Source organism: Cupriavidus sp. GW823-FHT06D04 (genome assembly GCF_058795055.1).
In genome coordinates, this window is record NZ_JBXAHL010000018.1 from 40,431 (window position 1) to 54,636 (window position 14,206).

15 protein-coding genes are annotated in these 14,206 nt (G+C 66.9%); 8 read left to right on the top strand and 7 right to left on the bottom strand.

Annotated elements, in window-relative coordinates; genetic code table 11:
• Window positions 1–50 precede the first annotated feature (50 nt).
• Both AC1Q7H_RS21690 and AC1Q7H_RS21695 read right to left on the bottom strand, forming a co-directional pair.
• Window positions 51–893 carry a TauD/TfdA dioxygenase family protein gene (locus AC1Q7H_RS21690; protein WP_153955864.1) on the bottom strand — a complete coding sequence of 281 codons (843 nt, stop codon included), beginning with the start codon at window positions 891–893 and terminating at the stop codon, window positions 51–53.
• 12 nt (window positions 894–905) lie between these two features.
• On the bottom strand, window positions 906–1,886 hold the full coding sequence (locus tag AC1Q7H_RS21695; RefSeq protein ID WP_211981131.1) for a quinone oxidoreductase family protein: 981 nt from the start codon (window positions 1,884–1,886) through the stop codon (window positions 906–908).
• A 161-nt stretch (window positions 1,887–2,047) separates the two neighbouring features.
• On the opposite strand from AC1Q7H_RS21695, the gene AC1Q7H_RS21700 reads away from it, so the two are divergent.
• Window positions 2,048–3,046, top strand: a complete 999-nt coding sequence (locus tag AC1Q7H_RS21700; protein WP_153955866.1) for an AraC family transcriptional regulator — start codon at window positions 2,048–2,050, stop codon at window positions 3,044–3,046.
• 10 nt (window positions 3,047–3,056) lie between these two features.
• Here AC1Q7H_RS21700 and AC1Q7H_RS21705 read toward each other — a convergent pair whose 3' ends face one another.
• Window positions 3,057–3,476 carry a PaaI family thioesterase gene (locus AC1Q7H_RS21705; RefSeq protein WP_211982156.1) on the bottom strand — a complete coding sequence of 140 codons (420 nt, stop codon included), beginning with the start codon at window positions 3,474–3,476 and terminating at the stop codon, window positions 3,057–3,059.
• A 305-nt stretch (window positions 3,477–3,781) separates the two neighbouring features.
• On the opposite strand from AC1Q7H_RS21705, the gene AC1Q7H_RS21710 reads away from it, so the two are divergent.
• Window positions 3,782–5,188, top strand: a complete 1,407-nt coding sequence (locus tag AC1Q7H_RS21710) for a selenium-binding protein SBP56-related protein (RefSeq protein WP_013952633.1) — start codon at window positions 3,782–3,784, stop codon at window positions 5,186–5,188.
• The gene (locus AC1Q7H_RS21715; protein ID WP_041228595.1) at window positions 5,185–5,850 is read left to right on the top strand and encodes a hypothetical protein; all 666 of its coding nucleotides are present in this window, start codon (window positions 5,185–5,187) and stop codon (window positions 5,848–5,850) included. Before AC1Q7H_RS21710 ends, AC1Q7H_RS21715 begins: the two co-directional genes overlap by 4 nt.
• A gap of 9 nt (window positions 5,851–5,859) precedes the next feature.
• Here AC1Q7H_RS21715 and uraD read toward each other — a convergent pair whose 3' ends face one another.
• Both uraD and AC1Q7H_RS21725 read right to left on the bottom strand, forming a co-directional pair.
• Window positions 5,860–6,378 (bottom strand): 2-oxo-4-hydroxy-4-carboxy-5-ureidoimidazoline decarboxylase, encoded by a 519-nt coding sequence (gene uraD / locus AC1Q7H_RS21720; protein ID WP_010809719.1) that lies wholly within the window; start codon window positions 6,376–6,378, stop codon window positions 5,860–5,862.
• A gap of 124 nt (window positions 6,379–6,502) precedes the next feature.
• Window positions 6,503–7,447 (bottom strand): LysR family transcriptional regulator, encoded by a 945-nt coding sequence (locus tag AC1Q7H_RS21725; RefSeq protein ID WP_041228594.1) that lies wholly within the window; start codon window positions 7,445–7,447, stop codon window positions 6,503–6,505.
• 390 nt (window positions 7,448–7,837) lie between these two features.
• Between AC1Q7H_RS21725 and AC1Q7H_RS21730 the strand changes: the two genes are divergently transcribed.
• Genes AC1Q7H_RS21730 through uraH (AC1Q7H_RS21740) form a run of 3 tightly spaced genes read left to right on the top strand, consistent with a single transcriptional unit; the run spans window position 7,838 to window position 10,065 of the window.
• A complete protein-coding gene (locus AC1Q7H_RS21730) occupies window positions 7,838–9,187 on the top strand; it encodes an MFS transporter (RefSeq protein ID WP_153955867.1) in 1,350 nt (449 codons plus the stop codon).
• 1 nt (window position 9,188) lies between these two features.
• The gene (uraH, locus tag AC1Q7H_RS21735) at window positions 9,189–9,698 is read left to right on the top strand and encodes a hydroxyisourate hydrolase (RefSeq protein ID WP_153955868.1); all 510 of its coding nucleotides are present in this window, start codon (window positions 9,189–9,191) and stop codon (window positions 9,696–9,698) included.
• Window positions 9,699–9,729: 31 nt separating this feature from the next.
• Window positions 9,730–10,065, top strand: a complete 336-nt coding sequence (gene uraH / locus AC1Q7H_RS21740) for a hydroxyisourate hydrolase (protein ID WP_013952628.1) — start codon at window positions 9,730–9,732, stop codon at window positions 10,063–10,065.
• 64 nt (window positions 10,066–10,129) lie between these two features.
• On the opposite strand, the gene AC1Q7H_RS21745 is transcribed toward uraH (AC1Q7H_RS21740), so the two are convergent.
• Window positions 10,130–10,576, bottom strand: coding sequence for a winged helix-turn-helix transcriptional regulator (locus AC1Q7H_RS21745; RefSeq protein ID WP_153955869.1), 447 nt, complete (start codon window positions 10,574–10,576; stop codon window positions 10,130–10,132).
• 103 nt (window positions 10,577–10,679) lie between these two features.
• Here AC1Q7H_RS21745 and AC1Q7H_RS21750 point away from each other — a divergent pair, with 103 nt between their 5' ends.
• Window positions 10,680–11,969 carry an MFS transporter gene (locus AC1Q7H_RS21750; protein WP_153955870.1) on the top strand — a complete coding sequence of 430 codons (1,290 nt, stop codon included), beginning with the start codon at window positions 10,680–10,682 and terminating at the stop codon, window positions 11,967–11,969.
• A 31-nt stretch (window positions 11,970–12,000) separates the two neighbouring features.
• Entirely contained in the window at window positions 12,001–12,594 is a 594-nt protein-coding gene (locus tag AC1Q7H_RS21755; RefSeq protein ID WP_211981129.1) for a hypothetical protein, read from the top strand.
• Window positions 12,595–12,611: 17 nt separating this feature from the next.
• On the opposite strand, the gene AC1Q7H_RS21760 is transcribed toward AC1Q7H_RS21755, so the two are convergent.
• Window positions 12,612–14,201, bottom strand: coding sequence for a gamma-glutamyltransferase family protein (locus tag AC1Q7H_RS21760; RefSeq protein WP_211981127.1), 1,590 nt, complete (start codon window positions 14,199–14,201; stop codon window positions 12,612–12,614).
• Window positions 14,202–14,206: the final 5 nt, after the last annotated feature.

Consider the following 14,206-nt stretch of genomic DNA (forward strand, 5'->3'; position numbering starts at 1 on the left):
GGCATGTCTCCATTGATAAAGGCACGTGGCCTGGCGGCGGCTGGCGCGCCTTAGAACGGCTTGTCGCCGATGATGGCGGCGCGCTCCATCTTGCGCGGAGCCGGCCAGTAGTCCTGCACCGCGTAGTGCTGGGTGCAGCGGTTGTCCCAGATGGCCACGCTGTTGGGCTGCCAGCGGAAACGCACCTGGTATTCGGGAATCGCCGCCTGGCTGATCAGGTAGTTCAGCAGATGGCTGGCGCCCGGGGTCTTGTCCTGTCCGTAGCGCACGTTCTCGGGCGTATGGAAGTTGGCGAAATGCGTGGAGAAGCCGCAGACGTAGAGCGCCTTCTCGCCGGTTTCCGGATGCGTGCGCACCACCGGGTGCTCGACCATGGGGTACTGCGCGGCAAGGCTGGCGCGCTTTTCCGGGCTCATCGCCGCGCCGAACGAATGCTCGATGCTGTGCTTGGCGCGCAGCCCGGCGATACGCTGCTTGATGTCCTCGGGCAGGTGCTCGTAGGCCGCCGCCATGTTCACCCAGATGGTGTCGCCGCCGACCGGCGGGCATTCGATGCAGCGCAGCACGCAGCCCATGGGCGGGGTTTCGCGCCAGCTGCCGTCGGTGTGGTAGCTGTTCTCGTAGTTCTCGCGCTTGTCGCTGCGATAGATCTGGACCAGTCCCGGATGGTCGGGATCGCTGCCGGCGACGGGATGGTCTTCCAGTTCGCCGAAGCGGCGCGCGAATGCCACGTGATCCGCGCGGGAGATTTCCTGGTCGCGCAGGAACAGCACCTTGTGCGTGAGCAGCAGGGACTTGATCTCGGCAAACAGCGCGTCGTCGCGCGCGGCATCGGCCAGGCTGACGCCGCTGACTTCGGCGCCGATATTGCAGGTAAGGGGTTGGGCTCGCATGGGGACGCTCCTTTACAGCACAAAGATCGAAGACCCGGTGGTCTTGCGTGATTCCAGGTCGCGGTGGGCCTGCACGGCATCCTGCAGCGCATAGCGCTGGTTGATTTCGATGCGGATACGGCCAGCGGCAACGTGGCCGAACACCTCGGCGGCCAGTTCGGCCTTTTCGGCGGGGTCCGCAATGTAGTCGGCCAGCGCCGGTCGGGTCAGGTAGACCGAACCCTTTCTCGCCAGCAGCTGCGGATCAAACGGCGGGATGGTGCCGGAGGCCGTGCCGACGCAGACCATCAACCCGCGCCGCTTCAGCGAATCCAGCGACGCCATGAAGGTGCTCTTGCCCACGCTGTCGAAGACCACGGACACGCCCGCGCCATCGGTCAGCTCCCGAACCCGCTTTGCGACGTCCTCATGGCTGTAGTTGATGATGTGGTTGCAGCCATGGGCACGCGCCACCTCTGCCTTGGCCTCGGTCGAGACGGTGCCGATCACGGTCAGGCCGAGCAGCCTGGCCCATTGCGAGACGATCAGCCCCACGCCGCCGGCAGCCGCGTGCAGCAGGATGGTTTCGCCACCGCTGAACGGGTAGATGCGGCGCATCAGGTAGGCGGAGGTCAGGCCGCGCATGGTCATTGCCGCCGCGGTTTCGAAGCTGATCGCTTCCGGCAGGCGGATCAGCGGTGCGGCAGGCACCAGGCGCTCGGTGCTGTACGCACCCAGGGTGTTGATAAAGCCGGTATATGTGACGCGATCGCCCTCCGCGACATGGGTCACGCCCGGCCCGACCGCCTGCACCACGCCGGCTGCCTCCACGCCCATGCCGCTGGGCAGCGGCACCGGGTAGGTGCCGTTGCGGAAGTAAGTGTCGGCATAGTTCAGCCCGACGGCGGCGTGGCGGATCCGCACCTCGCCCGGGCCCGGGTCGCCGACCTCGGCGTCCTCATAGCGGAGGACTTCGGGCCCTCCGGTCTCGTACATGCGAATGGCTTTTGCCAAGGCTGTCTCCTGATTGTCGTGTCCTGCCCGCGCCGCTATCATTGGCGCGACGGTAACGATTGTCAGACAGCCATGGCGCGGCACCCTTGACCGATCGCGCCAGGATTTGACATTTGATGACGGACACGACCGACGCCCCCACCCACTCTCGCGGCAGCCTTATGACCGTCCTTGTTCGCAGCGCTTCCCTGACCAAATACCTGGAGATTGCCCGGGGCGCGGGCCTGGATCCGGTGCGCATGGTGGCCCAGGCAGGCCTGGACCAGGCCTGCCTGTACACCCCGGACCTGCGCATCCCGGAAGCGCGCCTGGCCGAAGTGCTGGAGGCATCGGCGCGAGTCACGGCCTGCCATTCGCTTGGCCTGATGGTGGGGGAATCGTGGCGCCTGTCAGACTTCGGCCCGGTCAGCCTGCTGCTGCAGCACCAGCCCACGCTGCGCCACGCGCTGGCGGAGATCGAGCGCTACCGCCACTGGCTCAGCGACTCCATCTCCATCCTGGTCACGGAATATCCAGAGATCACGGTGCTGCATGTGACGTTGCAGACGGGCCGGCACCAGCCCGGCAGGCAGGCCATGGAACTGACAGTCGCCGCCCTGTACAGCCTGATCCGCGCCATCCTGGGCACGTCCTGGAAGCCGCACAGCGTGCATTTCGCCCATGCGGCGCCGGCCGACCTGCAAATCCACCGGCGCCTGTTCGGACAACACATTGAGTTCGGTTCAGAGTTCGACGGGCTGGTGCTCGCCAGCGGCGACCTGGATCGCGTCAATCCCCTGGCCGATGCCAGCCTGGCCGGGTACGCCAGGGGCTTCCTCGACCTGCAGCCGGGGGTCGGCAAGCCTTCCATCGCGGCCGACGTCCGGCGCACCCTGCACCAGCTGTTGCCGCGCGGGCGCGGCGCGGTGGAACAGGTCGCGCAAAGCCTTGGCATCAGTCCGCGCACGCTGCAGCGCCAGCTGGAGCAGGATGGCGATACCTTCTCCGCACTGGTCAATGAAGTGCGCCGCGAGCTTGCGCAACGCTACCTGCAGGATCCGCAGCGCCCGCTCGCCCGGGTCGCCACGCTGCTGGGGTTTTCAGAACCCAGCGCATTCTCGCGCTGGTTCGCGGCACAGTTCGGCAAGTCGCCGACGCGCTGGCGCCAGGACGGCGCCTGAGACGGACTGCCTACTTCAGGTACTTCATCGTGGCGACACCCGTTGCCACCAGCAACTCCCCATCCAGCCACACCTCTGCGCGCGAGAAGAAGATCGAGCGTCCGCGCCGGTCGACCATGCCCTTTGCGGTCAGCAACTTGCCCGTGCCGTTGCTTAGGAAGTTCGAGGTCAGCGACAGCGTGACCGCATGGCGCGCGTCCTCGCCTGGCGCCGAGTAAAGGCCCGAGTATCCAGTGGCGGCGTCGAGCAAGGTGCAGAGGGTGCCGCCATGCACCACCCGGCTGCGGTTGAGCATATTGGGCGCGAGCGGCAGCTCAAGTTCTACATAGTCGTCGCGCCACTGGGTGATCCTGACACCGATGCTTTCCAGTGCCGGATTGTCCAGACAGAACTCGCCATCGCCCTCACCTTGAGGTTTCACCGCATCCATTGCTTGGGTTTCCATTTCGCTGATCGTTTCTCTGATACCGGTGCAGCGCGTGGCTTGCTCGCTGCCCGAAGCCTCATTTCTGCGCGATTTACGGCTTTTCGTAAATCTCTATTTCACGAAGCGCATCTTTTGCCAGCATGAATAGGCCCCTGGGGGTCATTCATTCGCCGCGCCTGCGCCGCCTTTGACTCGGTATTGAGAACGACCTAGGCTAAGTAAGCTTCCCCTGCACCTTGGCCACACACCACGGGCAAGTGATGTACCGGCGACGTTGCGACGTCCTGCAAAACCAGGAGGGCTCACCCATGAACATGCGGCCAGATCCGACATTTCACGCCTCGCCGGAACTTGCGATCAGCGCACCAGCGGAATCATTTGCTTATACGGTGCTGCTAAGCCCCGACGCCTCGCAGCCAGACGCGCTCGCGGTGATCGACGCCAAACCCGGCTCGCCCACCTACAGCCAGGTCGTGCATACCGTGCCGATGACCAACAAGGGCGACGAGTTGCACCATTTCGGCTGGAATGCGTGCTCGTCGTCGTTGTCGCCGCTGACCGGCCATGCGTTTCTCGAACGGCGCTACCTGATCATTCCGGGCATGCGCTCGTCGCGCCTGTATATCATCGACACCAAGCCCCACCCGACCCAGGCACGGATCCACAAGATCGTTGAACCGGACGAGATCTTCCGCAAGACCGGCTACTCCAGGCCCCATACCGTGCACTGCGGGCCGGAGGGCATCTACGTCAGCACGCTCGGGGGCGGTGGCCCGGATGGCACGGACGGCGCGCCCGGCATCTTCATCATGGACTGCGAGACCTTCGACGTGCTGGGCCGCTGGGAAATCGACCGCGGCGAACAGGAGAAGCACTACGACTTCTGGTGGAACCTGCCGCGCGACTACATGGTGTCCAGCGAATGGGCCCTGCCGCCGCAGTTCGAGAACGGGCTGGTGCCCGAGGACCTGCTGGGCAACCGCTACGGGCACAAGCTGCATTTCTGGGACCTGCGGGCGCGCCGCAACGTGCAGACCATCGACCTGGGCGCCAACCACCAGATGGCGCTGGAAGTCCGGCCTGCGCATGATCCGATCCGGGAATACGGCTTTGTTGGCGTGGTGGTCGATACCACCAACCTGGAAGGCTCGATCTGGACCTGGTGGCGCGAAGGCGGCAAGTTCCACGCCGAGAAGACGGCAACCATCCCGCCCGAAGCCGCCGACGCAAGCCTGCTGCCGCCGCTGCTGCAGGGCTTCGGTGCCGTGCCGCCGCTGGTGACCGATATCGATCTGTCCCTCGACGACAAGTTCCTCTACGTGTCCTGCTGGGGCACCGGCGAAATGCGGCAGTATGACGTGAGCGATCCGCGCAACCTGAAGCTCGCCGGCTCGGTCCATATCGGCGGCATCGTCCGCCGCACGCCGCATCCCAACGGCAAGCCATTTGCCGGCGGCCCGCAGATGGTCGAGATCAGCCGCGACGGCAAGCGCGTCTACTGGACCAACTCGCTCTACTCCACCTGGGACAACCAGTTCTACCCAGACGGCATCCCCGGCACGCAGGTCATGGCGCATGCCGGCCCAGACGGCGGGCTGACGCTGGCCGATGACTATTGGGTCGAGTTTCCGGAAGGCTACCGCGCGCACCAGATCCGGCTGGAAGGCGGCGACTGTTCGACCGACTCGTTTTGCTATCCGTCGGTCAAGGCTTGACCGGTCACGCTTGGGAACAGATCGGCCTCTGGTCGGCAGTGCTGGCCAGCGGCCTCTATCACGGCATCAACCCGGCCATGGGCTGGCCGCTGGCGGTATCGAACGGCCTGCTGGCGCATAGCAGCCGCGCCCTCCTTGCCGCGCTCGGGTACCTGGCTTTCGGGCACGCGCTTGCGGTATTGGCGGTAACGCTGCCTTTCGGCATGCTGGCTGCCCTGGTCGCCTGGCAAGCGCAAATCCGCATCGGCGCCAGCGTGCTGCTGGTTGGTTGCGGCATCGTGCTGCTGCTCAGGCGAGGCCACCCGCGGGCACTGGTGCGCATCGCGCCATCGCGGCTAGCGCTATGGTCGTTCGCGGTGGCGATTGCGCATGGCGCCGGCCTGATGCTGGTGCCGATCTATCTTGGCCTCTGCCGTGTCGAGGCGGACCTGGGGCACCAGGCCGCCGCCACGCTCGCCAGCGCCAACCTGGGCATGGCGCTGGTGGTCGCCGTCATCCACACCCTGGCCATGTTCGCCGTGGGCGGCGGCATGGCATGGCTGGTCTACCGCTACCTGGGACTGAAGTTCGTGTCGCGGAGCTGGTTCAACCTGGAGGCGGTCTGGGCCGCCAGCCTCATCCTGGTCGGGATGCTGGCGCTGGGTCTTGAAGCCTTTGGATAAACGCTGAACTCAACCGGCCAGCCGCGCCGCCAGCCGCCCGCGCGTGATCGCGGCGATCTGCGCCAGCGCTTCGTCAAGCTCCTGCTGCGTGCTGCGGCCAAGGCGGCGCTCGAACGCGGCGAAGATGCCCTCGCGGGTGTAGTGGCGCACGCAGATGATGAACGGGAAGCCATGGCGCGCCTGGTAGTCAGCGTTGAGCTGGTCCAGCGCGGCCTCTTGCTGCGCCGACATCGCATCCAGGCCGGCGCTCTTCTGCTCGGCGTTGGAATCGGCCGTCATCGTGCCCGCGCGGATATTGCGTGCCGACAACTGCGGGTGCAGGTTCAGGAAATCGCGCTGGCGCGGCTCGTCGAGCTTGCGCACCACGTCCATCATGGCGCCGTGCAGCGCCGTCGCCGATGCGAACGGCCGCTGCGCCCAGGCGCCCTCGGCGGCCTGCGGAAAGTGTTCGAACACGCTGCCGAAGGCATCGGCAAAGGCCGCTTCGTCCAGGGCGTTGACCGACGCCAGGTCGAGTGGTTGAGACATGGATGCTTCTCCCGTAGGGATCCCGCGCATGGGGAATCGTTGGATACGGGGCCGAGTATAGGAACGGCCCGCCACAGCGGCGAGAGCCCGCGCCCTATAGATCCCATAACAGAAACCGATACCGCTAGCGGCGCATATCGCGCAGGTCGCGCAGCTCCTGCGAGGCGGCGGTCAGCATGCCGCGCAGCCAGACATGCGCGGCCGAGCGGTGGCGCGACGGATGCCACAGCTGGTAGAAGCGCATGAACGGGAACTCGATCGGCGGTTCCAGCACCGCAAGCGGCACATGCTGCGCATGGTAGTTGGCGAAGTGGCGTGCGGTGGTCAAGATCAGGTCGGTGCCGGGGATCAGGCTGGGCGCCAGGTTGAAGTAGGGACAGCTGATGCGGTTGTCCCGGTGCACGCGCATGGTGCTCAGGCCGGCATCGACCAGGCCGCGCTGGTCGCGCGAATACGGCGTGGGCACGATATGCGAGGCGCCCAGGTAGGCCTGGGCGGTGAACTTGCCGGGCTGCGCATGCACGCTGTCCTGCGCCACCACGCACACCACCTCGTCTTCCAGCAGCACGGACAGGTGCAGGTGCTCAGGCGGATTGGGCCAGTTGCCGATCACGATATCGACCGTACCCGCCGACAGCGCCTGCTCGTAATCGAAGGTGGCCCCCAGCGGCAGCGCCGACAGCCGCGCGTGCGGCGCCGCACGCCGCACCGCGCGCACCACGTGCGCGAAGAACGGCGGGGCCAGGTAGTCAGGCATGGCCACCACGAAGCTCTGCTCGGTGGTGGCGGGGTCGAAGCGGTCGTCCGAGACCAGCAGGTTGTCCAGCGCGCTGAGCGCGGCCTGGGCATTGCGCGCCAGCTGCAACGCGCGCTCGGTCGGCACCATGACGTTCTTCTCGCGCGTGAGCAGCGGGTCGTTGAAGATCGCGCGCAGGCGCTTGAGCGCGGCGCTGATGGCCGGCTGCGACTGGTTCAGGCGGATCGCCGTGCGCGACACGCTCTGCTCGGCGATCAGGATGCACAGCACGCGCAGCAGGTAGGTATCGAACGGGTCGTCGGCGCGAATCATGTTGGGTCCGTGGCAGAAAAAGTGGAGGCCTGGCGGGTGCGGCTGCCGCCGCTCCGGGCGGCAACGCCGTGCCAGGCAATGGCGACTTTGTAGCGTGTCGCGCACCGCACGACAACCGGTACAACCCGGACGAGCCTGCCCGGTCCGCGTGCGCGCACCCCGGAAAACGGCCTGCCTAGGGTAATCCATAGGTCCGCCAGGGCCCCGCCGGAGCACCCGCAAACCCGCGCCACACAAGGGATTGCAGCCCATATCGGTGCTGCTATGGGGTCTATACCAGCCCCCTCGTTTCGCATTGGCGGGCCATTCATATACTTGCTCCCAACCCGGCGGACGGCATGCACCGCCGCCAAGCAAGACCTGGCAGAACACGACAAGACAGGAGACATCATGTCGATCACGAAACAAGGCATCCCGGTATTTGCCGGCACCGCCGACGACGCCGAGGACAGCGTCTACCGGAAGGTAACCTGGCGCCTGCTGCCCTTCCTTGGGGTGCTGTGGGTACTGGCCTGGCTGGACCGCGTCAACATCGGCTTCGCCAAGCTGCAGATGCTGGATGCGCTCCACTTCAGCGAGGCCGTGTACGGGCTGGGCGCGGGCATTTTCTTCCTTGGCTACTTCTTCTTCGAGGTGCCGTCGAACATGCTGCTGCAGAAGATCGGCGCCAAAAAGACGATCATGCGCATCACCATCTGCTGGGGCGTGATCTGCATGCTGCAGACCTTTGTCACCACGCCCACGCAGTTCTACATCCTGCGCTTCCTGCTGGGCGCATTCGAAGCCGGCTTCTACCCGGGCGTGATCCTGTACCTGACCTACTGGTACCCGTCGCAGCGCCGCGCGCGCGCCTTCGGCACCTTCATGTCCGCATCGGCCATCGCCGGCGTGCTGGGCGGCCCGCTGGCCGGCTGGATCATGACCAGCATGGCTGGCGTGAACGGCATGCACGGCTGGCAGTGGCTGTTCATCCTGGAAGGCATCCCGTCGGTGCTGGCCGGCATCTTTGCCTGGTTCTACATGACCGACAAGCCGGAGCAGGCGCGCTGGCTCTCCGACGACGAGAAGCGCGTGCTGCAGGACGCCCTCAAGCGCGACAACGCCGCCCTGGGCGAGCGCGGCCACGACTGGCGCACGCTCTTCACCAACCCCAAGGTGTGGCTGCTGATCGCGATCTTCTTCTGCCTGCTGTGCGCCAACTCGACGCTGACCTTCTGGATCCCGACCATCATCAAGGACGTGGGCTTCACCACGCCGATGGCGGTGGGCTGGATCGCCGCCGTGGCCTACCTGTGCGGCGCCGCCGGCATGATCCTCAACGGCGCGCATTCCGACCGCCGCAACGAAGTGCGCTGGCACTTCAGCGGCGCGGCGCTGGTCGGTGGCGGTGCCATGGCCGTGCTGGCCGTGCTGCTGGGCGCGCAGGTGCTGTCGCCGGTGATCGCACTGCTGGCCATGACCGCCGCGCTGGTCGGCACCATGAGCGCCATCCCCGTGTTCTGGCAGCTGCCCAACCGATACCTGGCAGGCAGCGCCGCCGCGGTGGGCGTGGCCCTGATCAACTCGGTGGCCAACCTGGCCGGCTTTGGCGCGCCCTATGTGATGGGGCTGATCAAGAACACTACCGGCAAGCTCACCTCCGGCCTGTACCTGGTGGCGGTGATCGAGGTGCTGGCCGCGGCGCTGGTGCTGGTCGGCATCCGCAAGCTGGGCGGCAAGCACGGCAAGCAAGGGGCCTGACATGGACGACTATGCTTTTGATCCCACCCGCCGGCGCTTCGCGCTGCAATCGATGACGCTGGGCGGCGGCGCGCTGCTGGCCGGCGCCAGCTGGGGCGCCACGCCGGAGGCGGCGGCCCCGAACCAGACCGCTGCGCCGGTGCAGCAAGGCGGCCTGAGCCCGCGCCTGACACTGCACGCGCTGGACACCTACCACGGCACGCCCGCGGCCGGTATGCGCGTGGAGATGTTCCGCATCGACAATGGCCAGCGCACGCCGCTGCAGACCGTCACGCTGGCCGCCAACGGCCGCAGCGAACCGCCGCTGCTGATCGGCGACAGCTACCGCACCGGCACCTATGAGCTGATCCTGCACGCGGACGAATACTTTGCCGCACGCAAGGCCAGCCTGCCGCAACCCTCCTTCCTGTCGAAGATCCCGCTGCGCCTGCGCGTCACCGACGCCAGCCAGCGCATCCACCTGCCCGTGCTGTTCGGGCCGTGGAGCTACAACTACTACCGCGGCAGCTGACGCCGCGGCCCAACCCGGAGACACACGCATCATGGCAGGCATCAGCACACATGTGCTCGACGTATCCCTGGGCCGCCCCGTGGCCGGCATGCAGGTGGAACTGTTCGACGTCGCCACCCAGCCGCCACGGCTGATCGCGCGCGCTCGCACCAACCACGACGGCCGCACCGACACGCCAATGCTGCCGCCGGCCCAGGCGCGCACCGGCGAGTTCGAGCTGCGCTTCTGGGTGGCGGACTACTTCCGCACCCCCGACGTCTTCGCCGACATCGTGCCCGTGCGCTTTACTATCGCGGACGCCGCGCAGCACTACCATGTGCCGTTGCTGTGTTCGCCGTGGAGCTTCGGGACGTATCGGGGCAGCTGAATGCAAGAAGCATGTCGCCCGTGCCGAAAAGCGGGCGACTGTCGACGACCTCGTCACCGCCCCCCTAGCGCGGCTTGCGCACTTCCGTTTCCCCTGGCAAGAGCACATCACCGTCGCTGGTCCGGGGCATCATCAGCGGCACCGGCTTCCCGGTCCGCTTTTCCACCATCTGCGAGCGCCGCTCGCCGCGCGCAAACAGATGGTGTTCGCCCCATTGGCGCAAGGCCAATACGACGGGGAACAAACTCTCTCCCTTTTTCGTCAGCACATACTCGTGATACGCACTGCCATCGGAAGCCGGCTGCGTCGTCAGGATGCCGGCTTCCACCAGCCGGCGCAGACGGTCGGCCAGGATGTTGCGCGCGACCGCCAGGCTGCGCTGGAAATCGCTGAAGCGGCGTATGCCGTCGAACGCATCGCGCACGATCATCAGCGACCAGCGCTCGCCGACCAGCTCCAGGGTGCGCGCAACGGGGCAGGTTTCATCGCTGGGGTCTTTGCGGGTGGCCATGTCTTGGTTGCCTTGGGGCTGTGCAGCCCGTCAATGTAGTTGCATTTTAAAACCAGTAGGCTTACGCTTCAACTGGTTTTGATTTGCAACCATGTGAACTGGTATGGAAACCTCCCCCGCGGTGACGGCACCGCCTCCGACTTGCCCTGCGGCACCGTGTGCGAACCTGCCGCGCGGCGCCGTGCTGCTGTTCGCCTGCGCCAGCGGCCTGAGCGTCGCCAATGTCTATTACGCCCAGCCGCTGCTGGATGCGCTGATGGCGGATTTCTCCATCAGCGCCGGGGCCATCGGCGGCGTGGTCACCGCCACCCAGCTTGGCTGTGCCCTGGCGCTGCTGTTGCTGGTGCCGCTGGGCGACCTTGTGGAACGCCGCCGCCTGATGCTGGCACAGGTGCTTGCCCTGGCCGGCGCGCTGGCCGCCGTGGCGCTGGCGCCGTCCGTTACCGTGCTGCTGGCGGGGATGCTCCTGACCGGCTTGCTCGGCACCGCCATGACCCAGGGACTGATCGCCTACGCGGCCGCGGCAGCAGGACCGCATGAACGCGGGCGCGTGGTCGGCACCGCGCAGAGCGGTGTCTTTATCGGACTGCTGCTGGCGCGTGTCGTGGCCGGCGGCGTCAGCGACGTGGTCGGGTGGCGCAACGTCTATGTCTGCGCCGCAGCGGCGATGCTGGTGCTTGCGTGGCTGCTATGGCGTGCGCTGCCAGTGGTGGCCAGCGCCGGCCAGCGGATGCGCTATGCCAGCCTGGTCGCATCGATGTTCCTGCTGCTGCGCCGCGACCGGGTCTTGCAGATCCGGGGCACGATCGCGCTGCTGATGTTCGCGGCGTTCAACATCCTGTGGAGCGCCCTGGTATTGCCGCTGAGCGCTCCGCCCTACGCGCTGTCGCATACGGCCATCGGCGCCTTCGGGCTGGTTGGCGCGGTGGGTGCCCTGGCGGCCGCGCGTGCGGGACGCTGGGCGGACCAGGGCTTCGGGCAGCGCACCACGCTCGCGGCACTGGTGCTGCTGGTGGCGGCCTGGCTTCCGCTGTCGTGGCTGGAGACATCGCTGTGGCCGCTGGCCATTGGCATCGTGCTGCTCGACCTGGGCGGCCAGGCCATCCACGTCACCAACCAGAGCATGATCTTCCGCACCGACCCCGCGGTACATAGCCGGCTGGTCGGCGCGTACATGCTGTTCTACGCGGCGGGCAGCGGGCTGGGCGCCATTGCCACCACGGCAGTCTATGAGGCTGCCGGGTGGCGGGGCGTCTGCGTGCTGGGCGCCGTGGTCAGCTTGCTGGCGCTGATGTTCTGGGCCGCCACCCGCCGCTTCATGCCGGCGCAAGCCGCGCAGGCAGGCACACCCGTCATTAGCAAGATCGGACGGCAGGAAGCAAGAAAGCCGTAGAATCCCCGGCTGACAACTTCTCCTCAAGACCGTGAAAGCACTTTCCCGCCTGAACCTGAAGCAGGCCGCCCTGCTCTGTGCCGCCCTGCTGACATCCGTTTCGATCCATGCCGCATCTCCTGCCCAGCCTGACGCAGCCGGCAACACCGCGGCGCCGCTGGGACTGGAGCTGGGCAAGGCCAGGTGCTCTCGCCTGGCGCCGCCGCAGAATAACGCCAGGACCGGCAAGTCCGAGTGGGCCGGTGGCGATGCCGTCGAGCTCAGGCACCTGGAGCGCTTCCACCTCCCGGGCCTGACGCGCGTGATCCTGAACTGCGATGCGCAGGACACCGTGGCGCTGATCACGATGACGTTCGAGCGCACGGCGCTGGATGAGGTGCGCAAGAAGCTCGACGAACGCTATGCGTCCCTGCGCAAGACCGAAGGCGCGGCGGAGAATGGCTACGCCGAGTGGGCCGCCGCGAATGGCAGCCTGGAACTGCTCTATGGGCGCGACAGCAAGCACTTCACCGTGGCGTACTGGGCCAGGGGCGCGAAGGCGAGGTACTTCTCATATAGCGGCACTGACAACAAGAAGCCCGCCGCGGCCACGTCTGCCAGCCAGCCCCAGCCTGCGCCGCTGTGACCGCGGGCGGCTCGCGCCTAAAACCCCACTGCCTGCCCGTCGCGCCGCGAGTCCGAGGCCGCGATATAGCCGTCCGGCGCCTTGTAGATAAGCTGCGCCGAACCGAACTCCAGGCTGTCGCGCGGCGCCACTTCAACGCGATGGCCCATGCCGCGCAGCGTGGAGACCACGTCCGGCGGCAGATGCGCCTCGACATTCACCACCGGGCCGTGCTCCACGCGGAAGCGCGGGGCATCGCTCATGGCCTGCGGATTCTGGCCGAAGGCAGCAAGCCGCGCCATCATCTGCACGTGGCCCTGCGCCTGCATCGAGCCGCCCATCACGCCGAATGACATTACTGGCTCGCCATTGCGGGTGACGAAGCCCGGGATGATGGTGTGCATCGGCTGCTTGCCCGGCGCCACGCAGTTGGCGTGGCCGGGCTTCAGGTTGAAGCCCGCGCCGCGGTTATGCAGCGCGATGCCGGTGCCGGGCACCACCACGCCGGAGCCAAAGCCGCGGTAGTTGGACTGGATATACGACACCATCGAACCCGCGGCATCCGCGCTGGACAGGTAGACGGTGCCGCCGCTCTTCGGAACGCCAGCGGTGGGTGTGCCGGCGCGTTTCATATCGATCAGCGCCGCGCGCTCGGCAAGATAGGCCGGATCCAGAAAGGCGGCGGGCGCGTGCTGCATGGTGGCGGGGTCCGACACGTGGCGGTGCAGGTCGGCGAAGGCCAGCTTCATCGCCTCGATGCTGACGTGGTAGAAGCCGGCGCTGTCGCAGCCCATGCTTTCCACGTCGAAGCGGTCCAGGATGCCGAGGCCGATCAGCGCGGCGATGCCCTGGCCGTTCGGGGGAATTTCATGGAGCGTAAAGCCGCGGAACTGCTGCGCCATCGGCTGGACCCAGGCGGCGCGATGCGCGGCCAGGTCGTCGGCGCGGATGGCGCCTCCGGTTTCCTCGGCGAACGCGACGATGCGCGCGGCGAGTTCACCCGTGTAGAAGCTTGCGCCATCGCTCTCGGCAATACGCTGCAGCGTGGCGGCCTGCTCCGGGAAACGCCAGCGCTCGCCCGCCTGCGGTGCCCTGCCGTCGCGCAGGAACGCCTTGGCAAAACCAGGCTGCCCGGCCAGCACCGGCACCTGCGCGGCCCATTGCCGTGCGATCTGCGGTGACACCAGGAAACCCTGTTCAGCGTACTCGATGGCCGGTGCGAACAGCCGCGCGAACGGCAGCTTGCCGAAGCGGGCCGACAGCGCCTTCCAGCCCGCGACCTGGCCCGGCACGGTGACCGTATCCCAGCCAACCTGGGGCATGCTGTCGTGCCCGGCGAAATGATCCAGGGTCCAGCGCGCCGGCGCCCGGCCGCTGGAGTTGAGCCCGTACAGCTGCCCCTCATGCCAGACCAGCGCGAACATGTCCCCGCCAATGCCGTTCATGACCGGCTCCACCACGGTCAGCGCAATCGCGCTGGCAATGGCGCTGTCGATGGCATTGCCGCCTTCGTACAGCATGCGCAGCCCCGCCTGCGCGGCGAGCGGCTGACTGGTGCTGACCGCGTTGGCGGCCAGCAGCGGCATCTTTTGCGACGGGTAGGGAAAGGTCCAGTCGAAAGGCAACATCGGGA